Origin of the sequence: Pseudomonas fluorescens (genome assembly GCF_018614775.1) — a bacterium.
Lineage (GTDB): Bacteria > Pseudomonadota > Gammaproteobacteria > Pseudomonadales > Pseudomonadaceae > Aquipseudomonas > Aquipseudomonas fluorescens_BY.
Window position 1 is genome coordinate 1 of the sequence record NZ_JAGGOF010000015.1, and the last position, 22,721, is coordinate 22,721.

A 22,721-nucleotide genomic window follows, 5' to 3' on the forward strand; every position below is an offset into this window, starting at 1 on the left:
AAGCAGCCGTTACCGCAGCAATGGATATGTACACGGTCAACCAGATCCAGATCCAGATCCTGGCGGTGGGTCGGTTTGCATGTGATGTTGGATTCGCGGACGTCATCGGAGCAAAGCTTGCTCGCGATGGCGGCGCTGGATATTCCAGTCAGAGCTGGCGGGCCCTATCGCGGGCAAGCCGTCCTCTCCCGGACTGGCCTCCAGGCAGGCCCGATCGGATCATCGGGCCAGGAGTGGCTCAGGCGTCTGGCGCCTGCTCTTTCGGTGCAGCATCGTCTGCCGTCTCTTCGGCTTCAGTATCCGGGTTCAGTTCCGTTTCGTCAGCCGAGGCTTTCTTGCGCTGCAGCTTTTCCTCTTTCTTCTGCTCCTTGGCCAGGTCTCGTTGACGTTTGGCGAAGGAATAATTGGGTTTGGCCATGGGCGATCCTCTTGGGTCGAAGGTGAGGTTGAGCGGCGCATATTCTGCCCTGTATCGGGGCCGAGCCGTTAGCGGGGTTTTTGTCCGGCCCGCTTTGATTGCACCGAGGGCTGCCATTCCCCCAGCGCATCGAGCAACTCGCGCGGTGATTCGCTCCCTTGCAGCATGTCACGATGAGGCGCGCCACGGACATGCTCTGCCGCTCCAGAGTAAAGCCTGGCCGCTGTCGTGCAAAGGGGCGCGAGGCCTCAAACCTCGCGCTGGGGTTTTTCGTAGGTGCCACTGGCGCCGCAGGCATAGGCGGCGAGCAAGCTGCATAACAGGCTGTTGAGGTTCATGACGGCGCTCCAGAGAGGTGATGGAGCCGATCATAGGCGCGGGTCGTGGGTCTGGCTGGTTGATTGTGTCCATCAGGCTGATAGCCTTAAGTTGTATACAATTTTTGATTCAGGTCATAGGAACTTGTCTGAAATTAGGGCAGTCTTCCCCCTTGAAGGAATTTTCTAACCATGCCTTGGAGATTCATGATGTTCGCCAAACTTGTAGCAGTATCCCTGTTGACGCTGGCCAGCAGCCAACTGATGGCAGCGGAGTGCAAGACCACCATCGACTCGACCGACCAGATGTCCTACAACACCAAGGCCATCGAGATCGACAAGAGCTGCAAGGAGTTCACCGTTGAGCTGAAACACTCGGGCAACCTGCCGAAAAACGTCATGGGCCATAACTGGGTGCTGAGCAAAGAGGCGGACATGCAGCCGATCGCCACCGATGGCCTGGGCGCCGGTATCGACAAGAACTACCTGAAAGAGGGCGACGCTCGTGTCATTGCCCACACCAAGATCATTGGTGCCAATGAAACCGACTCGGTCACCTTCGACGTGTCGAAGCTCGACGCTGCCGAAAAGTACGGCTTCTTCTGCTCGTTCCCGGGCCACATTTCGATGATGAAAGGTACCGTGACCTTGAAGTAATTCTTCAGGCACAAAAAAGCGCCCGACGCAGGGCGCTTTTTTATGCCTGGCAAATCACCGTATCCCTAATGTGGGAGCGAGCCTGCTCGCGATGGCGCAGTGTCAGCCAACTACCATGCTGGCTGACCTGCCGCCATCGCGAGCAAGCTCGCTCCCACAGGGTTTTTGGTGCCGGTCAGGGGGCGTAGGGCATCACCCGCTTGTGCTCGGTCTTGCGGTAGGTTTCGCAGATGATCCGGGCCGCGTCCTCGCGAATGGTCTGGCCGTGCAAAAAGGCATCGATCTCGCCATAGGTCACGCCGTGGGCGGCTTCGTCGGGTTTGCCAGGAGACAGGTCTTCGAGGTCGGCGGTGGGGACTTTTTCCACCAGCGATTCCGGCGCGCCGAAGTCCCGGGCGATGGCCCGGACCTGGTTTTTCACCAGGCCGCTCAACGGCGCGAGGTCACAGGCGCCGTCACCGAACTTGGTGAAGAAGCCCATCACCGCTTCGGCCGCATGGTCGGTGCCGATCACCAGGCCTTGCTCGGCACCGGCGATGGTGTATTGCGCCACCATGCGCATCCGCGCCTTGGTATTGCCCAGCACGAAATCCCGCGAGCCCGGCGCCTTGCCTTCGAATGCCAGGACTTCCTTGGCCAAGGCCTTGACGGCCGGGCCGATGTTGACGGTGTGGCGCTCGTCCGGCTCGATGAAGTCGACACAGGCTTGTGCTTCGTGCTCGTCGAACTGGGTTTCATACGGCAGGCGCACGGCGATGAACTTGTAGGCCGGGTTGCCGGATTTTTCCCGCAGTTCGCGCACGGCGCGCTGGGCCAGTAGCCCGGCGGTCAACGAGTCGACGCCGCCACTGATGCCCAGCACGAGGCTCTTGAGCCCGGAATTGACCAGGCAATCCTGGATGAAGCTGACCCGCCGGGCGATGTCGGCCTTGAGGGCGGCGTCATCGGCGAACGGTGGCTGGACGTTGAGCTGTTCAGCAATCTCACGCTGTACGGCTTGCATGAATTCACTCCTTGCTAGAAAGGGCGGCAGGTACTTGGAAGACGTGTCGCATGTAGGCGACGAAATTCGGGTCCTTGCAGTGGGTCTTGCCGGGCTCATCTGAAATCTTGGCCACGGGTTGCCCGTCACAGCTGATCATTTTAAGCACGATGCTCATGGGCTCCACGCCTGGGATATCACAGGTCAGGTTGGTGCCGATACCGAAGCTGACATTGATGCGACCACGCAATGCGCGGAAAATCTCCAGGCATTTGGGCAAGTTCAGACTGTCGGAGAACACCAGGGTCTTGCTCATCGGGTCGATGCCGAGCTTGTGGTAGTGGGCGATAGCTTTTTCCGCCCAGATCACCGGGTCGCCCGAGTCATGGCGCAGGCCGTCGAACAGCTTGGCGAAGAACAGATCGAAATCCGTCAGGAACGCGTCCATGGTGATGCAATCGGTCAGTGCGATCCCCAGCAGGCCGCGGTACTCGCGCACCCAGCAGTCGAGGGCGGCGATCTGGCTGTCGATCAGCCGTGGGCCCAGTTGCTGATGGGCCATGATCCACTCATGGGCCATGGTGCCCAAGGGTTTCATATCCAGCTCCCGGGACAGGTGCACGTTGCTGGTGCCGACGAAGCGTCCGGGGAAATCGTGCTTGAGCACGTTCACCACTTCCTCCTGGACACGGTAGGAAAAGCGTCGCCGGGTGCCGAAGTCCGCCACTTGCAGTTCGGACAGTTCGTCGGCGCTGGCGTTGGCGCTCAGCCAGTCGAACTTGCGATACAGCTGCTCCCGCGCCTGCTCCAGGACGATTTCCTGGTGGCGATAACGGTTGCGCACTTCGCTGACGATGGCCAGCAACGGTACTTCGAACAAGATCACGTGCAGCCAGGGGCCACGCAGGCGGATGAACAGCTCGCCGTTTTCGATGCCGGTGTGCACATAACGCAGGTTGAAGCGAAACAGGCCCAGGAAGCGCAGGAAGTCCGGTTTCAGAAAGCTGATGCGTTCGAGAAAACCCAACTGGTCGGCGCTCAGGTTCAACTCGGCCAGGCGCTCGATCTGAAAGCGGATCTCCGCCAGGTACGGGCGCAGGTCCTCGCTGTTGCGGCAACGAAATTCCCACTCGACTTCGACGTTGGGGTAGTTGTGAAGCACCGCCTGCATCATCGTCAGTTTGTAGAAGTCAGTGTCGAGCAGGTTCTGCACGATACGATCGGCAAATACACTCTCGCTCATGGCGGGAATCTCCAGGCAGGTCGCCGCATGGGGCGGCGTCGGACAGCGGTTTCGATGAAGGATGTAGTGGCGCACATCAGTGGTCGGTATTGCCAGTGTTTTTTGGATACAGGCTTTTGTGGCGACGCTCCTACTGCGGTGCATCTGGGTTGGCTATTTGCTCCAGCATCCACTCCACAAACAGTTTCACCTTGGGCACTTCCGCCGAATGCTCGGGGTAGGCCAGGTAATAAGCGTGGGTGCTGGGCATTGCGTGTTGCCAGGGGATGACCAGTTTTCCGTCGGCCAGTTCTTCTTCCACCAAAAACCGCGGCAGCAACGCAACGCCGCAGCCGACCTGGGCGGCGCGGATGCACATGTAGAAGGTTTCGAAGCGCGGCCCGTGGTAGCTGTGTTCGGTGTGGTAGCCCTGGCTGTCGAACCAGTCATGCCAGGCCTGGGGCCGCGAGGCGTTCTGCAGCAGCACCAGGTCGGCCAGTTGGGTCGGGTCGCTGAAGGGCTGGTCGGGCAGGCTGCCGGGTGCGCAGACCGGCACCAGTTCTTCGCCAAACAGCTTCAGGGATTCGGTGCCAGGCCGTGAGCCCTGGCCGAAATAGAACGCCAGGTCGCTGCGACCTTGCTGCAAGTCGTCGGCCTCCTGTTCGCTGCACAGGTCCAGGTGAATCGTCGGATGCCGCAGGCGCCAGCCCTTCAAGCGCGGAACCAGCCAGCGGGCGCCGAAGGTCGGGGGCGTGGAGACTCGCAGTACTTCGGTGTCGCCACCGTAGGAACGCAGGTAATGAGTAGACATCTCCACCTGCGTGAGGATTTTTCGTACTTCACCCAGGTACAACTCTCCGGCAGGCGTCAATTGCAGGCGTCGACGTACCCGTCGAAACAGCAAGTGCTGCAGCAGTTCCTCCAGTTGCGCGACCTGTTTGCTGACGGCGCTCTGGGTCAGGTGCAGCTCCTCGGCGGCCCGGGTGAAACTCAGGTGTCGCGTGACCGCTTCGAAGCATTGCAGCGCCGTGATCGATGGCAAATAGCGTTTGTTGAGCATGATGAGGCCTTGTTTCCGGTCGCTCTGCACGGGCAGCATGAATAAACGGAATGATATCTCGCTTAATGGTCGTTTGTTGGCAAGTCTCGCGCCAGCTACAACTACAGTCCTGATCAGCCGTCATCGTCCGGCTGCCGACCCTTCGTCTTTCGTTTGAGGAGTTTCCCATGGTTGCTGCATTGCTTGATCGCCTCGGTGTCGACCCGGCCCTGTACCAGAACGGCACACAACCGGTGCATTCACCCATTGATGGCAGCCGCATCGGCGCCGTGAACTGGGAAGGCGCCGCCGAAGTCGAGCAGCAGGTCAGCCGTGCCGAACACGCCTTCGACCTGTGGCGCAAGGTGCCGGCACCGCGCCGCGGCGAGCTGGTGCGTCAGTTCGGCGACCTCTTGCGCGAGTACAAGGCCGATCTCGGTGAACTGGTGTCATGGGAAGCCGGCAAGATCACCCAGGAAGGCCTGGGTGAAGTGCAAGAGATGATCGACATCTGCGACTTCGCCGTCGGCCTGTCCCGCCAGTTGTACGGCCTGACCATCGCCTCCGAGCGTCCAGGCCACCACATGCGTGAAACCTGGCATCCGCTGGGCGTGGTCGGGGTAATCAGTGCTTTCAACTTCCCGGTGGCGGTCTGGGCCTGGAACACCACACTGGCCCTGGTCTGCGGCAATGCGGTGATCTGGAAGCCATCGGAAAAGACCCCGCTCACCGCCCTGGCTTGCCAGGCGCTGTTCGAGCGCGTGCTGAAGAACTTCAGCGATGCGCCACCGTACCTGAGCCAGGTGATCATCGGCGGTCGTGATGCCGGTGAGGCGCTGGTGGACGATCCGCGCGTGGCCTTGATCAGCGCCACCGGCAGCACCCGCATGGGCCGCGAGGTGGCGCCGAAAGTCGCGGCGCGTTTCGCCCGCAGCATCCTCGAACTGGGCGGCAACAACGCCATGATCCTGGCACCGAGTGCGGACCTGGACATGGCCGTGCGCGCCATCCTGTTCAGCGCCGTCGGCACTGCCGGCCAGCGCTGCACCACGTTGCGTCGCCTGATCGCCCATGAGTCGGTGAAGGAAGAAATCGTCACCCGCCTCAAGGCCGCCTATTCGAAAGTACGCATCGGCCACCCATTGGAAGGCAACCTGGTCGGTCCGCTGATCGACAAGCACAGCTTCGACAACATGCAGGATGCGCTGGAGCAGGCCCTGAGCGAAGGCGGGCGGGTATTCGGGGGCAAGCGCCAGCTCGAAGACCAGTTCCCGAATGCCTATTACGTGTCGCCGGCCATCGTCGAGATGCCCGAGCAGAGCGACGTGGTGCGCCACGAGACGTTCGCGCCGATCCTGTACGTGGTCGGCTACAAGGACTTCGCCGAGGCCCTGCACCTGAACAACTCGGTGCCCCAAGGCCTGTCGTCCTGCATCTTCACCACCGACGTGCGCGAAGCCGAGCAGTTCATGTCGGCCGTGGGCAGCGATTGCGGCATCGCCAACGTCAACATCGGCCCGAGCGGCGCGGAAATCGGCGGTGCGTTCGGTGGCGAGAAAGAAACCGGCGGCGGCCGCGAATCCGGCTCCGACGCCTGGCGCGGCTACATGCGTCGCCAGACCAACACCGTGAACTACTCGCTGGAGTTGCCGTTGGCGCAGGGGATTACCTTCGACTGAGGTCAGTCAACAGGATCTTCCTCTCATGAAGATCCCCTGTGGGAGCGAGCCTGCTCGCGATGGCAATGGTTCGGCTGGCATGTGTGTCGACTGACACCACGCTATCGCGAGCAGGCTCGCTCCCACATTTAACTAAGTGTTTGTTAGGTTTCTGTTGGAGTCTGGCAATGCCGTTACGCGAAGAATGTCTGTGGGAAAAACTGACGCCGCAAAGGCCTGAAAACAGCGCACTCGCCGGCGAGATTACGGTCGATGTCTGCGTGATCGGCGCCGGCTTCACCGGGTTATCGGCGGCGGTGCATCTGCTGGAACAAGGCAAGCGCGTCGCGGTGCTGGAGGCGCATCGGGCCGGGCAGGGCGGATCGGGGCGTAACGTCGGGCTGGTGAACGCCGGCCTGTGGATCCCGCCGGATGATATCGAGGCCGGGTTCGGCGAAGCGGTGGGCAGCCAGCTCAATCGCATGCTGGGGGCGGCGCCGGCGCTGGTGTTCAGCCTCGTCGACAAATACAACATCGACTGTCAGCTGCGCCGCGAAGGCACGCTGCACATGGCTCATAACGCCCGGGGCGAGGCCGACCTGCGCAGTCGCGAAGAACAATGGAAGCGCCGCGGCGCCCCGGTGGAATTGCTCACGGGTCAGGCTTGTACTGATGCCACCGGCACGACAAAAATCGCCGCCGCGTTGCTCGACCGACGTGCCGGCACGCTCAACCCCATGGCCTACACCAGCGGGTTGGCCAAGGCGGCCAAGGACCTTGGCGGCCAGCTGTTCGACCATTCCGTCGTGACGCGCCTGGAGCGCCAGGGCCAGCGCTGGTCCGTGCAGACTGCCCAGGGCTCGGTGCTGGCCGAGCAGGTGGTGATCGCCTCCAACGCTTACACCGAGGGCGACTGGACCGAACTGCGGCGCAACTTTTTCCCCGGCTATTACTATCAGGTCGCCTCCGTGCCGCTGACCGACGACGCTGCCCGGCGCATCCTGCCGGGCGGCCAAGGTTCGTGGGACACCCGCCAGGTATTGAGCAGTATTCGCCGGGACAAGGAAGGGCGTCTGTTGCTGGGCAGCCTGGGCAACGGCAACCGCAAGCCGACCTGGTTCCTCAAGGCTTGGGCCGACCGTGTGCAACAGCATTATTTCCCCTACCTCAAGTCGGTGGAGTGGGAGTGCACCTGGACCGGGTGCATTGCCTTTACACCCGACCACCTGATGCGCCTGTTCGAACCGGCCCCAGGTCTGGTGGCAGTGACGGGCTACAACGGTCGCGGCGTGACCACCGGGACCGTGGTCGGCAAGGCCTTCGCCGATTATCTCTGCCATGGCGACCCCAAGGCGCTGCCGATCCCGTTCGCGCCGATGCAACCGCTGGCCGGTGTCGGTCTGCGCAGTTGCCTGTACGAGGCGGGCTTTTCGCTGTATCACGCGGGCCAGTGCCTGCGGATCGTCATCTGAGTGTAGAAAAATGTTACTGGCGCCCGCGTTTTCCACCGCAGCGGCTAGCCTGTTATGGTGCGGGTTGTAGCAGTTGCGCACCGACAGTGTGCAGTTCGGTGACGCGGGATGTTACAGCGTGGTTGCACGTCGTTTCGCGCGATGGTTGCAATGATGGCTCAGGGAGGGTTTCACCCACATAAATGAAAGGTTGCACCTCGCACGGTCTAGACGGTTGCACGCCCCATGAAAAAGGGCCCGAAACAGTCGAAATAACAATAAAGCAGCGACTTTTTTCAGAATAAAAAACCGATGGCACGGCCCTTGCTCTGAGCTTTTCAGCGAAATGAACTCGCAGTGCCAACTAAAAAAACCTTGGAGCACCACCTCATGTCCCAGACGTTTTACAAAAAAGGCTTCCTGGCCCTCGCAGTGGCAACTGCGCTGGGTGTTTCTGCGTTTGCTCAAGCTGATGTGAAATTTGGTGTGGCGGGGCCGATGACAGGGGCCAACGCGGCATTTGGCGAGCAGTACATGAAGGGTGCCCAGGCAGCCGCCGATGTCATCAACAAAGCGGGTGGCGTCAACGGGGAAAAAATCGTCCTGGTCGCCGGCGACGATGCCTGCGAGCCCAAGCAGGCCGTGGCCGTGGCCAACCGGCTGGTTGACCAGGACAAAGTAATCGGCGTGGTCGGGCACTTCTGCTCGTCCAACACCATTCCCGCCTCCGAGGTCTATGACGAAGCCGGCATCATCGCCATCACCCCGGGCTCGACCAACCCGGCCGTTACCGAACGCGGCTTGAGCGCGATGTTCCGTATGTGCGGCCGTGACGACCAGCAAGGCATCGTGGCCGGCGACTACATCGTCGACGTGCTCAAGGGCAAGAAAGTCGTCGTGCTGCACGACAAGGACACCTACGGCCAAGGCCTGGCGGATGCCACCAAGGCTCAGCTGGAAAAGCGTGGCGTGAAGGCCGTGCTGTATGAAGGCCTGACCCGTGGCGAGAAAGACTTCAGTGCCGTGGTGACCAAGATCCGTGCGGCCGGTGCCGACGTGGTCTACTTCGGCGGCCTGCACCCGGAAGCCGGTCCACTGGTTCGCCAACTGCGTGAACAAGGTCTCAAGGACGTGAAATTCATGTCCGATGACGGCATCGTGACTGACGAACTGGTCACCACCGCCGGCGGCGCGCAATACGTCGATGGCGTCTACATGACCTTCGGCGCCGACCCGCGCCTGCTGCCCGACAGCAAGGCCGTGGTGGATGCTTTCCGCGCCCAGGGCGTCGAGCCTGAAGGCTACACCCTGTACGCCTACGCGTCGGTCCAGGCGCTGGCTGCCGGTTTCAACGGTGCCAAGTCCAACAAGGGCGAGGACGCTGCCAAGTGGCTCAAGGCCAACCCGGTCCAGACGGTGATGGGCAAGAAGGAATGGGACACCAAGGGCGACTTGAAAGTCTCCGACTACGTGGTTTACCAGTGGGACAAGGAAGGCAAATACCATCAGCTGGAAAAACAGAAGTAATTTGAAGGGATGACCGCCTGTGGCGGGGGGAGCACCCTCGCCACAGAGACTGTGTTCAGCCTTCCCGACTGGCATTGGCCAGAAGGCCCGTCTGTTTTTCCCTACGAGCTGCACGCCCTTGAGTCCTCCTCGTGCTCACCGGGGTCGTGCAGTCTCTTACTGCGTGAGATCGCGTTATGGATGGTATTTTCCTGCAGCAACTGATCAACGGCCTGACCCTCGGGTCGGTCTATGGTCTGATCGCCATCGGCTACACAATGGTCTACGGCATCATCGGCATGATCAACTTCGCCCACGGCGAGGTTTACATGATTTCCGCGTACCTCGCGGCAATCAGTCTGGCTCTGCTGGCTTACTTCGGTATCGAATCCTTTCCGCTGATGATCCTCGGCACCCTGGTGTTCACGGTCGTGGTCACCGGGGTCTACGGCTGGGTCATCGAACGCGTCGCCTACAAACCGCTGCGCAACTCCACCCGCCTGGCACCGCTGATCAGTGCCATCGGCATCTCGCTGATCCTGCAGAACTACGCGCAGATCAGCCAGGGCGCCCGCCAACAGGGTGTGCCAACACTGCTGGAAGGCGCCATGCGCGTCGACATCGGCAGTGGTTTCGTGCAACTGACCTACACCAAGATCTTCATCCTGATCGCGGCGTTTGCCGGGATGGGCCTGCTGACCTACATCATCAAGTACACCAAGCTCGGACGCATGTGCCGCGCTACCCAGCAAGACCGCAAGATGGCCTCGATCCTGGGGATCAACACCGACCGGGTGATTTCCTACGTGTTCATCATCGGGGCGGCCATGGCGGCTTTGGCCGGCGTGCTGATCACCATGAACTACGGCACGTTCGATTTCTATGCCGGCTTCATCATCGGCATCAAGGCGTTCACCGCGGCGGTCCTCGGCGGCATTGGCTCCCTGCCTGGGGCGATGCTCGGCGGGATCATCCTCGGGATCTCCGAGTCGCTGTTCTCCGGTCTGATCAACTCCGACTACAAAGACGTGTTCAGTTTCTCGCTGCTGGTGATGATCCTGATTTTCCGTCCCCAAGGCCTGCTGGGTCGCCCACTCGTGGCGAAGGTATAAGTATGTCTGCTGCCAATAAACCGATTGATATCAAACAGAGCGTCATCGACGCGATCCTGGCCGGGCTGATCTCGCTGATCGTGTTCGGGCCGATTGTCGGCGTAGTGCTCGACGGCTACAGCTTCAACCTGCAACCGGCCCGCGTCGGCTGGCTGGTGGCGATCGTCATGGTCGGGCGCTTTGCCTTGAGCCTGTTCCTGCAAACGCCCAAGGGCCTGAAAGTGCTCCAGGGGTTCGAAAGCACCGGCTCCGGCGTGCATGTATTGCCACCGGACTACAAGTCGCGGCTGCGCTGGATCATCCCGGCGCTGATCGTGATTGCCATCGTGTTTCCTTTTTTCGCCAACAAATACGTGCTCACGGTGGTCATCCTCGGGCTGATCTACGTGCTGCTCGGCCTGGGCCTGAACATCGTGGTCGGCCTGGCGGGGCTGCTCGACCTGGGTTACGTGGCCTTCTACGCCATTGGCGCCTATGGCCTGGCGTTGGGTTATCAATACCTGGGGCTGGGTTTCTGGACGGTGCTGCCGCTGGCGGCGATTGCGGCGGCGATGGCCGGCTGCATATTGGGTTTCCCGGTGTTGCGAATGCACGGTGACTACCTGGCGATCGTCACCCTGGGCTTCGGTGAAATCATCCGGCTGGTGCTCAACAACTGGCTGTCCTTCACCGGCGGGCCGAATGGCATGCCTGTACCGTCGCCGACCTTCTTCGGCCTGGAGTTCGGGCGAAGGGCGAAGGACGGTGGCGTGCCGTTCCATGAGTTCTTCGGCATCGATTACAACCCCAACCTGAAATTCCTGTTCATCTACATCGTGCTGTTCATCGTGGTGCTGCTGGTGCTCTACATCAAGCATCGCCTGACCCGCATGCCGGTCGGACGTGCCTGGGAAGCCCTGCGCGAAGATGAAATCGCCTGCCGCTCCATGGGCCTGAACCATGTGCTGGTCAAGCTCTCGGCCTTCACCATCGGTGCTTCCACGGCGGGCCTGGCCGGGGTGTTCTTCGCCAGCTACCAGGGATTCGTCAACCCGTCGTCGTTCACCTTCTTCGAATCGGCGCTGATCCTGGCGATCGTGGTGCTCGGTGGCATGGGCTCGACAGTCGGTGTGGTGATCGCGGCATTCGTGCTCACCGTGGCGCCGGAGCTGCTGCGCAGCTTCTCTGAATACCGGGTGCTGCTGTTCGGCGTGCTGATGGTGTTGATGATGATCTGGCGACCTCGCGGCCTGATTCGCATCAGCCGTACCGGTGTGACGCCGCGTAAAGGAGTAGCGCCATGAGCGAAGTCGTACTCTCCGTCGAAAACCTGATGATGCAGTTCGGCGGCATCAAGGCCCTCAGCGACGTCAGCCTGAAGGTCAAGCGCAACTCGATCTTCGCCCTGATCGGCCCCAATGGTGCGGGCAAGACCACGGTGTTCAACTGCCTGACCGGCTTCTACAAGGCCTCGGGCGGCAAGATCGAGCTCAACGTGCGCGGCGAGCGGACCAACGTCATCAAACTGTTGGGCGAAGCGTTTCGCCCCACCGATTTCGTGTCGCCGAAGTCCTTCGCCAGCCGGTTGTACTACAAGATGTTTGGCGGTACCCATCTGGTGAACCGCGCCGGCCTGGCGCGGACGTTCCAGAACATTCGCCTGTTCAAGGAAATGTCGGTGCTGGAAAACCTGCTGGTGGCCCAGCACATGTGGGTCAATCGCAGCCTGGTGGCCGGCATCCTCAACACCAAGGGCTACCGCAAGGCCGAAAGCGATGCCCTGGACCACGCCTTCTACTGGCTGGAAGTGGTGGACCTGGTGGATTGCGCCAACCGCCTGGCCGGGGAGCTTTCCTACGGCCAGCAGCGCCGCCTGGAAATTGCCCGGGCCATGTGCACCCGTCCGCAGATCATCTGCCTCGACGAACCGGCGGCCGGCCTCAACCCTCAGGAAACCGAAGCGCTGAGCGCGATGATCCGGCTGCTGCGTGACGAGCACGATCTGACCGTGGTGCTGATCGAACACGACATGGGCATGGTAATGAGCATTTCCGACCACATTGTGGTGCTGGACCACGGCAACGTGATCGCCGAAGGCGGTCCGGAGGCGATTCGCAACGATCCGAAAGTGATCGCGGCCTACCTGGGTGCCGATGAAGAGGAACTGGTATGAGTGGACCGATCCTCGAACTCAAGGAACTGGACGTGTTCTACGGGCCGATCCAGGCCCTGAAGAAAGTCTCGATGCACATTGGCGAAGGCGAGACCGTAAGCCTGATCGGCTCCAACGGTGCCGGCAAATCGACGCTGCTGATGTCGATTTTCGGCCAGCCGCGCGCGGCCGGCGGGCAGATCCTCTACCAGGGCGTGGACATCACCCACAAATCGTCTCACTACATTGCGTCCAACGGCATTGCGCAATCGCCGGAAGGGCGGCGGGTGTTCCCCGACATGACCGTCGAGGAAAACCTGCTGATGGGCACCATTCCCATCGGTGACAAGTTCGCCAGCGAAGACATGCAGCGCATGTTCGAGTTGTTCCCACGGCTCAAGGAGCGACGCAACCAGCGGGCCATGACCATGTCCGGCGGCGAGCAGCAGATGCTCGCCATCGCCCGGGCATTGATGAGCCGGCCTAAGTTGTTGCTGCTCGACGAACCGAGCCTGGGGCTGGCGCCGATCGTGGTGAAACAGATCTTCGCGACCCTGCGGGAGCTGGCGTCCACCGGGATGACCATCTTCCTGGTGGAGCAGAACGCCAACCACGCCCTCAAGCTGTCGGACCGGGCCTACGTGATGGTCAACGGCGAGATCCGCCTGACCGGCACCGGCAAGGAACTGCTCGCCAACGAAGAGGTGCGCAACGCGTATCTGGGCGGGCATTGAGGTTGATGCGGCAAAATCCGGCGAGTGATCGCCGGTTTTTTTTATCTCTTCCAGAACACTGCTAACCCCTGTGGGAGCGAGCCTGCTCGCGATAGCGGTGGATCAGTCACTCAAGTTTCAGCTGACAATCCGCCATCGCGAGCAGGCTCGCTCCCACAGGGTTTATGCGGAAACAGGAATTGTGGAAAACAATCCTGAACCCTTGCCAAAGCGCGACATAAAGTCGCCGCAAACAGTTGTTTTATCACGCTTTTGACTTGTCCCCGTTTGCTGTGGAACCGGCTGTGGGTAACGTGGGTGTATCTGGCTATGAGCCTTTAAAAACGTGGCTTTCAGAGTGTTGATTAATTATTGATCAGGTGTTTTCAGGTGCGTAGTGACAGTCATTGTCAACCCCTTTATGGCCCTCACTGACGGCACGAAAAAAACGCCGCCAGCCTGTGGATAAGTCTGTGATTAAACTCTGGAAAGACCGCGCTGAAGGCCGTAATTACTGGCTTGGAGCCATCGCTGTGTGGAGCCTTGGCTTATAGCAGATAACTTGATCTGCACAACCTCAGTTGCGGGGTCAAGCGAAAAAACTTTCCAAAACCCCCGCAAAGCCTTATGCACAGCGGCTTGGAGCCTTTGTACTTGCCCCCGATTGCTGTGGACCCGCCTGTGGATAAGGTGCGCGCAACCGTTTGCAGGCCTTGTTCCACAAGGCTTCAAGGTGGTTGGTTGTTTTATGAACAGTTGTCAGGATATTACAAACCTTGCCCCTGCCGTATCGGGCCGGGCATGCTGTGGGCCGATTTCCATTCAATGCGCTATTCAAGCCCGACCAAGGAGAACACGATGTCCAACACCCTGTTTATCACCGGCGCCACGTCCGGTTTTGGTGAAGCCTGCGCCCGTCGTTTTGCCGAGGCCGGTTGGAAACTGGTGCTGACCGGTCGTCGTGAAGAACGCCTCAAGGCCCTGTGTGCCGAGTTGTCGAAGCAGACCGAGGTCCACGGCCTGGTAGTTGACGTGCGCGATCGCAAGGCCATGGAAGAGGCCATCGCCAACCTGCCGCCGTCCTTCGCCACGCTGCGCGGGCTGATCAACAACGCCGGCCTGGCCCTGGGCGTCGATCCGGCGCCGAAATGCGACCTCGATGACTGGGACACCATGGTCGACACCAACGTCAAAGGGTTGCTCTACAGCACGCGCCTGCTGTTGCCGCGCCTGATCGCCCACGGCCGTGGCGCCGGGATCGTCAACCTGGGTTCCATCGCGGGGAATTACCCGTATCCGGGCAGCCACGTGTATGGCGCGAGCAAAGCCTTCGTCAAACAGTTTTCCCTGAACCTGCGTTGCGACCTGCAAGGTACGGGCGTACGGGTGAGCAACATCGAGCCGGGCCTGTGCGAGAGCGAGTTCTCACTGGTGCGCTTCGGCGGCGACCAGGACCGCTACAACGCGACCTACGCTGGCGCCGAGCCGATCCAGCCGCAAGACATCGCCGAGACCATCTACTGGGTGCTCAACACCCCTGCGCACATCAACATCAACAGCCTGGAGCTGATGCCGGTGAGCCAGACCTGGGCCGGGTTTGCCATTGAGCGCAACAACCAGGGATAAGACCGCGTTATCGTTCATCGCGGGCAAGCCTTGCTCCCACAGAAAGCCTTGTACCGGGGGAACATACTTTGCTCCAGGAATGATTCAAACCTGTGGGAGCAAGGCTTGCCCGCGATAGCAGTCGAGCGGTCAAGCCAGGTAATCGGCCAACCCGCGATAACAGGTCATCAGGTGATACGGCGTGGTGGACGGCATGTCCCGACGGCTGACGGTGCCTTCAGCGTCGAGGCATTCGTTCCAGCCTTTGGCATGCAGGAAATGTTGTTGCAGCGCCTGTAACTGACGCAGCAACGCAGCCTGACTGTCCGGGCGCAGGGTGAGTGCGCGCAGGTACTCGGCCTGCGCCCAGATGCGCTGGGTGGCATCGCGTGCGGTAACGGGGGACGCCAGGTTCAACATGGCGCACACCGCGCCGGACTGCGGGTTCACGCCGTGTTGTTCGGTAAAGCCAAAGCTTCGCTCCAGGGCCGCGTGCAACTTGCTCTCACGCAGCAGCGGCGAGGAGGCCAGCAGGAAATACCACTCGAACTGGTGGCCTGGCTCGAACCAGTTATCCCCAGCCTTGAGCGGTTTTTCCATCATCACGCCCAACTTCGGCTCGGTGAAGCGCTTGAACATCCCGTCGCACAGGCTCAGCAGCGCTTGACGGGCGTTGACGTCTTCGCGAACCGAGAGGGTGGCGAGAAAGGCTTCAGCCAAATGCATCAGCGGGTTTTGCAGCGGACCGGAGCCGAGCGTCGACCAGTCACGCTTCAGGCTCGCTTCGTAGAGGCCGTCGCCCGAGGCAAAGCGCCGGGCGATGACTTCCAGGGCGGCGTTGAGCACCGATTCCACCAGCGGCTCGCGGACCTTGTCCCAGTAATGGGCGCAGGCAAACAGGATGAAGGCGTGGGTGTAGAGGTCCTTGCCGGTGTCCAGCGGCGCGCCTTGCGGGTCGATGCTGTAGAACCAGCCACCGTGTTCGGCATCGTGGAAGTGCCGCTGCAGCGAGCGAAACAACGCGCCGGCCCGCTCCTCGGCCTGGGGCACTTCGCCAATCAGGCTGGCGAACACATACAGCTGCCGTGCACAGGCCATGGCGCGGTAGCGCTGGGGCGGCAGCGGCGTGTGCTCGGCATCCAGTGACTCGTAAGGCAACGCCAGCTCGGCATTCCAGCCCGGGCCTTGCCACATCGGCACGATCACCTCGTGAAAATGCTGACGCACCGTGGCGAACAGGGCGGTCAATTCAGGCTGGTGAGCGGGGCGGGAAGCATCAGGCATTGGCGGACGTCGTCACGGCTGGGGGCGATTGCGCGACATGGTAGCAGAGTGATCGACTTCAGATAGGTAGCGCCTGTAAGTCTGTCATCGCGAGCAGGCTCGCTCCCACATGGCGCTGTGTACACCCATCAACTGTGGGAGCGAGCCTGCTCGCGATGAGGCCCGCGCAGGCGCTAAAGAATCAACCCGCCAACAACCACACCCCAGCCCCCGCCGAAGCCGCGCCCGCCAGCCGCACCAACGGCGCCGCCGCTCGCGGCAACACGCGCACCAGGGCGAAGCCTGCGCCATGCAGCGCCGTCGTCGCCGCGACGAACCCGGCGGCATACGCCCATGGACTCGACATGTCCGGCAATTCCAAGCCGTGGGCCACACCGTGGAACAGCGCAAACAGCGCCGTCGCGCCCATCGCCAGGCTCAACGGTGGACGCACCGCCAATGCCACCGCCAGACCCAGGGCCAGGACCGAGGCGGCAATTGTGCTTTCCAGCGCCGGCAGCTCCAGGCCTTCGAAACCCAGCAAACCGCCGATCAGCAGAGTACCGGCGAACGTGCAAGGCAACGCCCAGCGCGCGGCGCCCTGTTGTTGCGCGGCCCACAAGCCGACCGCCAGCATCGCCAGCAAATGGTCGAGCCCGCCGATGGGGTGGCCCAGGCCGGCGATCAATCCGTTGTCGCCATGGCCGGGGTGGGCGAAGGCCAGGGTCGGGGCCAGCAGCAGCGCGAGGGCGCCGAGGATGCGGTTGAGTGTCATGAAAAGGCTTCCTTGTTGAAAAGTCGAAAAATCAGGCAGCGGTCAGCAAGCCCTGGCGTTCGATGAAGGCAATGATCTCGTCCAGGCCCTGGCCGGTTTTCTGGTTGCTGAACACGAACGGGTTGCCGTTGCGCATCCGCCGGGTGTCGCTGTCCATCATCTCCAGGGACGCCCCCACCAGCGGGGCCAGGTCGATTTTGTTGATCACCAGCAGGTCGGATTTGCAGATCCCCGGCCCGCCCTTGCGCGGCAGCTTGTCACCGGCCGAGACATCGATGACATAGATGGTCAGGTCCGACAGCTCCGGGCTGAAAGTCGCCGAGAGGTTGTCGCCGCCCGATTCCACCAGGATCAGGTCCAGGCCTGGGAAGCGCCGGTTCAGTTGATCCACCGCCTCCAGGTTGATCGAGGCATCTTCGCGAATCGCCGTGTGCGGGCAGCCGCCGGTTTCCACGCCGATGATCCGCTCCGGCGCCAGGGCTTCGTTGCGCACCAGGAAATCGGCGTCTTCACGGGTGTAGATGTCGTTGGTGACCACCGCCAGGTTGTAGCGCTCGCGCAAGGCCAGGCACAGCGCCAGGGTCAGGGCGGTCTTGCCGGAGCCCACCGGGCCGCCGATACCGACGCGCAAAGGTTGTGTGTTCATGTGGGTCTCCTAGGAACGGAACAGACGGCTGTACTGGCGCTCATGGGCCATGCACGCCAGGGACAGGCCAAACGCGGCGCTGCCGTAATGCTCGGGATCAATGCTTGAGGCGGTGTGTTGGGCCTGTTGCAGCAGCGGCAGCAGTTCGCTGGTCAGGCGCTGGGCAGCTTGCTGGCCCAGGGGCAGGGTTTTCATCAGAACTGCCAGTTGGTTTTCCAGCCAGCTCCACAGCCACGCGGCGAGGGCGTCCTGAGGCGCGATCTGCCAGGCGCGCGCCGCCAGTGCCCAGCACAGGGCCAGGTGCGGTTCGCTGCGTTGTTCGAGGAACTGCCGGGCGGCGTCATCAAGGTCCGGCAGGCCGTTGAGCAGTTGCTGCAACGAATAACCCATCTGCCGGCTTTCCTGGTACAGCTCACGGGTTTCCCGGCTGGCACGGTGTTGCTCGCTGTGTTGCAGCAGCGCAGCCCAGTCGCCGGCGGCGGCTGCGGTGCAGTGCGCCAGCAGCAGAGGCGCTTCGAAGCGGGCCAGGTTCAGCAGCAATTGATCACTGATCCAGCGGCGCGCGGCGTCTGCATGGTTGACCTGGCCGTTATCCACCGCCATCTCCAGCCCTTGGGAATAGCTGTAGCCGCCAATCGGCAGTTGCGGGCTGGCCAGGCGCAGCAGCGCCCAGGCCGGGTTCATGTGCGCACGCCGAACTGATGCAGACGCGGCGCGTAGTTGAAGTCTTCGTCGCCGTGCCGAGAGTGGTGGTGGCCGCCGCCATAGGCGCCGTGCTCCGGTTGGAACGGGGCCTCAATGGATTCGGTGCCGGCGCCCAGTTGTTCGAGCATCGCCTTGAGCACGTAATCGTCCAGCAGGCGCAACCAGCCATCGCCCACTTGCAGGGCGACATGGCGATTGCCCAGGTGATAGGCCGCGCGGGTCAGCTCGAACGCGTTGGCGCAGGTCACGTGCAGCAGTTGTTCGGGGCGAGCACACACGCGTACGATCCGCCCGTCCTCGGCCTGCAAGCATTCGCCGTCGTACAGCGGCGGCTGGCCGCGCTCCAGAAACAACCCCACGTCTTCCCCCTCGGCACTGAAACAGCGCAGGCGGCTTTTGCTGCGGGCGTCAAAGGTCAGGCGCAGCTCGGCGTCCCAGCGGGGTTGAGTGTCGATTCTGCGATGAATCACCAACATCGGAATACTTCCAGCCATGAGCGATGCGGTGTTTAGAGCAAGGGGCTTGCCAATTGAAAGGGATGTAGGAAATAGCTGCGGGATGCCGGGCTGACGGTTCAACGCTAGAGATATATCGAACCGAATTGGTGCGCCGTGTAAGGGGGTGCACTATTTTGTAGCTTGGTGAGGTTCTGTGGGAGCGAGCCTGCTCGCGAAGGCGTCGGGTCAGCCCATATTGATTTCACTGATACACCGCTTTCGCGAGCAGGCTCGCTCCCACATTGAATCTCTATAAAGGTCGAGGGTTGGCGGTTATTCGGTACTGCCCAGCCCCTGCCAATGTTTCAGGCCGATGAAGATAAACCGCAATTGCTGGGTGATCTTCCCCTGGGGCGTGAGGTGTTCGGGTGGCGCCTGGAGGGGCGGATCGATGATGTCCGGCAGGGTGGCGAACACGCTCTTGACGATAAGATCGGCCATCACGCTCAGCGCGGCGAGGTCCAGGTGTTGCAGCTTGGGCATCAACACCAGGTCGGCGGCCAGGTCCGAGCTGATGTCTTCGCGCAGCCGCGCAATGGCTTGGCGCACTGGCAGTGAGCCGCCGTATTGCTCGCGGGCGAGGAACAGGAACTGGGATCGGTTGGCTTGCACCACGTCGAGGAAGATCCGCACCGACGCATCGATGATGCCGCCCATGACGAATTCGTTGTGGCGCACCAGGCGGATGGTTTCGCGAAAGGTCTGGCCAACTTCGCAGACCAGCGCCAGGCCCAGTTGATCCATGTCGTCGAAATGCCGATAGAACCCGGTGGGGACGATCCCCGCCGTCCTGGCGACTTCGCGCAGGCTCAGGCTGCCGAATCCCCGGCCGCACTCCATCAGATGACGGGCAGCCTCCATCAGGGCCATTCGAGTCTGTTGTTTCTGTTCGGCGCGGGGCAGCATCGCAAGGGCTGACTTCTGATTCACGGGAGCGATGCACTTTAGCAAATCGGCTTTGCCGGCGTCGAACGGTAGGGGGGAATCACGCGGGAAACCAGATGCTTTAAAAGTCAAAAGCCCGACTACAGGAATCGGGCTTTTTCATGGCCGCCATGGGCTCAGCTCACAGCGCTGTTGCGGTCGATTACGCGGTCACCGCCGCCTTCGGCGAGGGTCTGGCCTTGTGGCGTGCGCTCGGAACCATCGGCTGCCAGGGTCTGGCCTTGTGGCGTGCGCTCGGAACCATCGGCTGCCAGGGTCTGGCCTTGTGGCGTGCGTTCGGAACCATCAGCTGCCAGGGCCTGGCCTTGTGGGGTGCGTTCGGAACCATCGGCTGCCAGGGCCTGGCCTTGTGGGGTACGGTCGGAACCATCTTGAACCAGGCCTTTCTCTTCCAGGCGATCACGGCCACCTTCAGCGACAGTCTGGGTGTACACGGAATGACTGTCCTTGACTTGCGGCGTGGCTTGTTCGGACGCTGGCATTGCAAAAGCAGTCGAGGCCAGCAGTGAAAGGGATAGGCTCATCAGTAATTGGCGTTTCATGATCATTGCTCCTTGGGAGGGCGATAAAGTGGGTACGAGGGCAATGCTACTCTCGATAAGTCGATATAAAAGTTCATAAACGCAATGGTAATAATCAACGGAATTGATTGTTCCGGGCGAAGGCTCTAGCACGGGCCTTTCCGAGGTACGGTTTTGCACCGTAGTGGGTATTTTGTACCCATTGTTGCCGCGCAAATGTGCGGGCGCGGTAACAGGTGGCTGGCGGATTGGTCAGGATTTCGAGATTTTTTTGTGCCGTCACCGCCCGTGGTGTAAACCTGTCGGCCGTTTTGCCAGTCTGACCTTTCATGACGAGCCGGCTACAGGCTCGTTTTTTTTAAGGCGTCGCAGTCCAGGCGCCGACTTGTCATCAGGAGCCTTGTGCATGACGCGCACCTCAAAAATCCTCGCCTGGGGCTTTGCCAGCCTTGTTGTCCTGCTGGCCGTGCTGGTGTTGGTCATCGTGTTCTTCGATTGGAACCGGATCAAACCTACGCTCAACGCCAAGGTGTCCGAGGAACTGCATCGCCCGTTTGCCATCAACGGCAACCTGGCGGTGGTGTGGCAGCGCGAGTCGGAGCAAGGCGGTTGGCGAGCCTGGCTGCCGTGGCCCCATGTCGTGGCCGAGGACGTGAGCCTGGGTAACCCGGACTGGTCGAAAACCCCGCAGATGGCCACGCTCAAGCGCGTTGAGTTGCGTATTTCGCCCTTGGCGCTGCTGGGCCGGCGGGTGGTGATCCCGCGCATCGACCTGACTGAACCCGACGCCAATCTGCAACGCCTGGCCGATGGACGCGCCAACTGGACCTTCCAGTTCGACCCCAAGGACCCGCAGGCGGAGCCGTCCAGTTGGGCGGTGAACATTGGCGCCATCGGCTTCGACAAGGGCCATGTCACCCTCGACGACCAGACCCTCAAGACTCGTCTTGACCTGTTGATCGACCCGTTGGGCAAACCCATCCCGTTCAGCGATATCGTCGGCGACAAGGCCGCCAAAAAGGTCCAGGAGAAGGGCGCGGCGCCGCAGGATTATGCCTTTGCCTTCAAGGTCGACGGGCAATACCACGGACAGAACCTTACCGGCTCCGGCAAGGTAGGTGGCCTGTTGGCGTTGCAGGACGCCTCGCGACCTTTCCCGTTGCAGGCCCAGGCGAAAATCGCCGATACCCGCATCGAACTGGCCGGCACGCTCACCGATCCGATGAACCTGGGCGCCCTCGATCTGCGTCTGAAGCTGGCCGGCAGCAGCCTGGCCCATCTCTATCCATTGACCGGCGTGACCCTGCCGGACTCGCCGCCCTACGCCACCGATGGCCGCCTGATTGCCAAGCTCCACGAACCGGGTGGAGCGTTGTTTCGCTATGACGACTTCAACGGCAAGATCGGTGACAGCGATATCCATGGCAGCCTCGCCTACGTCGCCAGCCAGCCGCGGCCGAAACTCAGCGGCGCGCTGGTCTCCAATCAGATGCTGTTCAGCGACCTGGCGCCGCTGATCGGCGCTGACTCCAACACCGAGCAGAAAACCCGGGGCGGAGCCAGCAAACAGCCGACCGACAAGGTCTTGCCGGTCGAAGCGTTTCGCACCGAACGCTGGAGTGCGATGGACGCCGATGTGGAGTTCACCGGCAAGCGCATTGTCCACAGCGAGCAATTGCCCTTTACCGACCTTTACACCCACCTGGTGCTCAACGATGGCCAATTGAGCCTTGAGCCACTGCGCTTCGGCGTGGCCGGTGGCCGGCTTGATGCGCAGATCCGCCTCAACGGCCACACCCAGCCCCTTGAAGGCCAGGCGAAGCTGACGGCGCGGGGCTTCAAGCTCAAGCAGCTGTTTCCCGGTTTCGAGCCGATGAAAACCAGCTTCGGTGAACTCAACGGCGATGCCGATCTCTCCGGGCGCGGCAACTCGGTCGCGGCGTTGCTGGGCACCTCCAGCGGCACGCTGAAAATGCTCATCAACGACGGCGCCATCAGTCGTGAATTGATGGAGCTGGCGGGGCTGAACGTCGGCAACTACGTGGTCGGAAAAATCTTTGGTGACAAGGAGGTGAAGATCAACTGCGCGGCGGCGGACTTCGACATCAAGACCGGGCTGGCGACCACTCGCCTGTTTGTGTTCGACACCGAGAACGCGATCATCTACGTCGATGGCACGGCGAACATGGCCACGGAAAAGCTCGACCTGACCGTCACCCCGGAGTCCAAGGGCTGGCGACTGATTTCCCTGCGTTCGCCGCTGTATGTGCGCGGCTCCTTCGCCAAACCCGCCGCCGGCGTCAAGGCCGTTCCGCTGATGCTGCGCGGGGCCGGGATGGTGGCGCTGGGTGTGATCGCCGCACCGGCGGCCGGCTTGCTGGCGCTGGTTGCACCCAGCGGGGGAGAGCCTAACCAGTGCGCGCCACTGCTGGAGCAGATGAAGGCGGGCAAGGCGCCGGTGACGGTGAAGCCGACGCGGTAGCTCATGGATTTGTGGTGAGGCTGCCGGCCTCATCGCGAGCAGGCTCGCTCCCACAGGCTATCAAGTGTGGGAGCGA

General features: G+C 61.6%; 21 protein-coding genes and 1 pseudogene. 10 read left to right on the plus strand and 12 right to left on the minus strand.

Annotated elements, in window-relative coordinates; translation table 11 throughout:
• Positions 1-238: 238 nt before the first annotated feature.
• On the minus strand, positions 239-418 hold the full coding sequence (locus J7E36_RS04300) for a hypothetical protein (protein ID WP_215000212.1): 180 nt from the start codon (positions 416-418) through the stop codon (positions 239-241).
• A gap of 68 nt (positions 419-486) precedes the next feature.
• A pseudogene (locus tag J7E36_RS04305) lies at positions 487-600 on the minus strand (TIGR00730 family Rossman fold protein); the annotation flags it as partial.
• A 345-nt stretch (positions 601-945) separates the two neighbouring features.
• Here J7E36_RS04305 and azu point away from each other — a divergent pair.
• The gene (gene azu / locus J7E36_RS04310; protein ID WP_215000270.1) at positions 946-1,392 is read left to right on the plus strand and encodes an azurin; all 447 of its coding nucleotides are present in this window, start codon (positions 946-948) and stop codon (positions 1,390-1,392) included.
• Positions 1,393-1,567: 175 nt separating this feature from the next.
• Here azu and nadE read toward each other — a convergent pair whose 3' ends face one another.
• The 3 genes from nadE to J7E36_RS04325 all read right to left on the minus strand — a co-directional run bounded on the left by nadE (position 1,568) and on the right by J7E36_RS04325 (position 4,656).
• Positions 1,568-2,395, minus strand: a complete 828-nt coding sequence (nadE, locus tag J7E36_RS04315; protein WP_215000214.1) for an ammonia-dependent NAD(+) synthetase — start codon at positions 2,393-2,395, stop codon at positions 1,568-1,570.
• Between the two features lie 4 nt (positions 2,396-2,399).
• Positions 2,400-3,617, minus strand: coding sequence for a nicotinate phosphoribosyltransferase (gene pncB / locus J7E36_RS04320; RefSeq protein WP_215000216.1), 1,218 nt, complete (start codon positions 3,615-3,617; stop codon positions 2,400-2,402).
• Between the two features lie 130 nt (positions 3,618-3,747).
• The gene (locus tag J7E36_RS04325) at positions 3,748-4,656 is read right to left on the minus strand and encodes a LysR family transcriptional regulator (RefSeq protein ID WP_215000218.1); all 909 of its coding nucleotides are present in this window, start codon (positions 4,654-4,656) and stop codon (positions 3,748-3,750) included.
• A gap of 167 nt (positions 4,657-4,823) precedes the next feature.
• Here J7E36_RS04325 and amaB point away from each other — a divergent pair, with 167 nt between their 5' ends.
• From amaB to J7E36_RS04365, 8 genes are all read left to right on the plus strand, one after another.
• On the plus strand, positions 4,824-6,314 hold the full coding sequence (amaB, locus tag J7E36_RS04330) for an L-piperidine-6-carboxylate dehydrogenase (protein ID WP_215000220.1): 1,491 nt from the start codon (positions 4,824-4,826) through the stop codon (positions 6,312-6,314).
• A gap of 167 nt (positions 6,315-6,481) precedes the next feature.
• The gene (amaA, locus tag J7E36_RS04335; protein WP_215000222.1) at positions 6,482-7,765 is read left to right on the plus strand and encodes an L-pipecolate oxidase; all 1,284 of its coding nucleotides are present in this window, start codon (positions 6,482-6,484) and stop codon (positions 7,763-7,765) included.
• Positions 7,766-8,134: 369 nt separating this feature from the next.
• On the plus strand, positions 8,135-9,271 hold the full coding sequence (locus tag J7E36_RS04340) for an ABC transporter substrate-binding protein (RefSeq protein ID WP_215000224.1): 1,137 nt from the start codon (positions 8,135-8,137) through the stop codon (positions 9,269-9,271).
• A gap of 176 nt (positions 9,272-9,447) precedes the next feature.
• Entirely contained in the window at positions 9,448-10,362 is a 915-nt protein-coding gene (locus tag J7E36_RS04345; RefSeq protein WP_215000226.1) for an ABC transporter permease subunit, read from the plus strand.
• 2 nt (positions 10,363-10,364) lie between these two features.
• Complete coding sequence (gene livM / locus J7E36_RS04350; RefSeq protein ID WP_215000228.1) at positions 10,365-11,645, plus strand: high-affinity branched-chain amino acid ABC transporter permease LivM; 1,281 nt, start codon at positions 10,365-10,367, stop codon at positions 11,643-11,645.
• Complete coding sequence (locus J7E36_RS04355; RefSeq protein WP_215000230.1) at positions 11,642-12,514, plus strand: ABC transporter ATP-binding protein; 873 nt, start codon at positions 11,642-11,644, stop codon at positions 12,512-12,514. The genes livM and J7E36_RS04355 overlap by 4 nt, the downstream gene beginning before the upstream one ends.
• Entirely contained in the window at positions 12,511-13,227 is a 717-nt protein-coding gene (locus tag J7E36_RS04360; RefSeq protein WP_215000232.1) for an ABC transporter ATP-binding protein, read from the plus strand. Before J7E36_RS04355 ends, J7E36_RS04360 begins: the two co-directional genes overlap by 4 nt.
• 837 nt (positions 13,228-14,064) lie before the next feature.
• Positions 14,065-14,832, plus strand: a complete 768-nt coding sequence (locus tag J7E36_RS04365) for an SDR family oxidoreductase (protein ID WP_215000234.1) — start codon at positions 14,065-14,067, stop codon at positions 14,830-14,832.
• Positions 14,833-14,961: 129 nt separating this feature from the next.
• Here J7E36_RS04365 and J7E36_RS04370 read toward each other — a convergent pair whose 3' ends face one another.
• From J7E36_RS04370 to J7E36_RS04400, 7 genes are all read right to left on the minus strand, one after another.
• Positions 14,962-16,095 (minus strand): AGE family epimerase/isomerase, encoded by a 1,134-nt coding sequence (locus J7E36_RS04370; RefSeq protein ID WP_215000236.1) that lies wholly within the window; start codon positions 16,093-16,095, stop codon positions 14,962-14,964.
• A 181-nt stretch (positions 16,096-16,276) separates the two neighbouring features.
• Entirely contained in the window at positions 16,277-16,849 is a 573-nt protein-coding gene (locus tag J7E36_RS04375; RefSeq protein ID WP_215000238.1) for a HupE/UreJ family protein, read from the minus strand.
• 31 nt (positions 16,850-16,880) lie between these two features.
• On the minus strand, positions 16,881-17,495 hold the full coding sequence (gene ureG / locus J7E36_RS04380; RefSeq protein WP_042732585.1) for an urease accessory protein UreG: 615 nt from the start codon (positions 17,493-17,495) through the stop codon (positions 16,881-16,883).
• A gap of 9 nt (positions 17,496-17,504) precedes the next feature.
• Positions 17,505-18,179 carry an urease accessory protein UreF gene (locus J7E36_RS04385; RefSeq protein ID WP_215000240.1) on the minus strand — a complete coding sequence of 225 codons (675 nt, stop codon included), beginning with the start codon at positions 18,177-18,179 and terminating at the stop codon, positions 17,505-17,507.
• On the minus strand, positions 18,176-18,676 hold the full coding sequence (gene ureE / locus J7E36_RS04390) for an urease accessory protein UreE (protein WP_215000242.1): 501 nt from the start codon (positions 18,674-18,676) through the stop codon (positions 18,176-18,178). Before ureE ends, J7E36_RS04385 begins: the two co-directional genes overlap by 4 nt.
• Positions 18,677-18,970: 294 nt before the next feature.
• A complete protein-coding gene (locus J7E36_RS04395) occupies positions 18,971-19,603 on the minus strand; it encodes a TetR family transcriptional regulator (RefSeq protein ID WP_215000272.1) in 633 nt (210 codons plus the stop codon).
• A gap of 155 nt (positions 19,604-19,758) precedes the next feature.
• A complete protein-coding gene (locus tag J7E36_RS04400; protein ID WP_215000244.1) occupies positions 19,759-20,184 on the minus strand; it encodes a hypothetical protein in 426 nt (141 codons plus the stop codon).
• A gap of 385 nt (positions 20,185-20,569) precedes the next feature.
• Between J7E36_RS04400 and J7E36_RS04405 the strand changes: the two genes are divergently transcribed.
• Positions 20,570-22,645, plus strand: coding sequence for an AsmA family protein (locus J7E36_RS04405; protein ID WP_215000246.1), 2,076 nt, complete (start codon positions 20,570-20,572; stop codon positions 22,643-22,645).
• Positions 22,646-22,721 lie beyond the last annotated feature (76 nt).

Coding starts and splice junctions, on each gene's coding strand:
- J7E36_RS04300 (WP_215000212.1), bottom strand. CDS start 418: ATGGCCAAACCCAATTATTCCTTCGCCAAACGTCAACGAGACCTGGCC.
- azu (WP_215000270.1), top strand. CDS start 946: ATGTTCGCCAAACTTGTAGCAGTATCCCTGTTGACGCTGGCCAGCAGC.
- nadE (WP_215000214.1), bottom strand. CDS start 2,395: ATGCAAGCCGTACAGCGTGAGATTGCTGAACAGCTCAACGTCCAGCCA.
- pncB (WP_215000216.1), bottom strand. CDS start 3,617: ATGAGCGAGAGTGTATTTGCCGATCGTATCGTGCAGAACCTGCTCGAC.
- J7E36_RS04325 (WP_215000218.1), bottom strand. CDS start 4,656: ATGCTCAACAAACGCTATTTGCCATCGATCACGGCGCTGCAATGCTTC.
- amaB (WP_215000220.1), top strand. CDS start 4,824: ATGGTTGCTGCATTGCTTGATCGCCTCGGTGTCGACCCGGCCCTGTAC.
- amaA (WP_215000222.1), top strand. CDS start 6,482: ATGCCGTTACGCGAAGAATGTCTGTGGGAAAAACTGACGCCGCAAAGG.
- J7E36_RS04340 (WP_215000224.1), top strand. CDS start 8,135: ATGTCCCAGACGTTTTACAAAAAAGGCTTCCTGGCCCTCGCAGTGGCA.
- J7E36_RS04345 (WP_215000226.1), top strand. CDS start 9,448: ATGGATGGTATTTTCCTGCAGCAACTGATCAACGGCCTGACCCTCGGG.
- livM (WP_215000228.1), top strand. CDS start 10,365: ATGTCTGCTGCCAATAAACCGATTGATATCAAACAGAGCGTCATCGAC.
- J7E36_RS04355 (WP_215000230.1), top strand. CDS start 11,642: ATGAGCGAAGTCGTACTCTCCGTCGAAAACCTGATGATGCAGTTCGGC.
- J7E36_RS04360 (WP_215000232.1), top strand. CDS start 12,511: ATGAGTGGACCGATCCTCGAACTCAAGGAACTGGACGTGTTCTACGGG.
- J7E36_RS04365 (WP_215000234.1), top strand. CDS start 14,065: ATGTCCAACACCCTGTTTATCACCGGCGCCACGTCCGGTTTTGGTGAA.
- J7E36_RS04370 (WP_215000236.1), bottom strand. CDS start 16,095: ATGCCTGATGCTTCCCGCCCCGCTCACCAGCCTGAATTGACCGCCCTG.
- J7E36_RS04375 (WP_215000238.1), bottom strand. CDS start 16,849: ATGACACTCAACCGCATCCTCGGCGCCCTCGCGCTGCTGCTGGCCCCG.
- ureG (WP_042732585.1), bottom strand. CDS start 17,495: ATGAACACACAACCTTTGCGCGTCGGTATCGGCGGCCCGGTGGGCTCC.
- J7E36_RS04385 (WP_215000240.1), bottom strand. CDS start 18,179: ATGAACCCGGCCTGGGCGCTGCTGCGCCTGGCCAGCCCGCAACTGCCG.
- ureE (WP_215000242.1), bottom strand. CDS start 18,676: ATGTTGGTGATTCATCGCAGAATCGACACTCAACCCCGCTGGGACGCC.
- J7E36_RS04395 (WP_215000272.1), bottom strand. CDS start 19,603: ATGCTGCCCCGCGCCGAACAGAAACAACAGACTCGAATGGCCCTGATG.
- J7E36_RS04400 (WP_215000244.1), bottom strand. CDS start 20,184: ATGAAACGCCAATTACTGATGAGCCTATCCCTTTCACTGCTGGCCTCG.
- J7E36_RS04405 (WP_215000246.1), top strand. CDS start 20,570: ATGACGCGCACCTCAAAAATCCTCGCCTGGGGCTTTGCCAGCCTTGTT.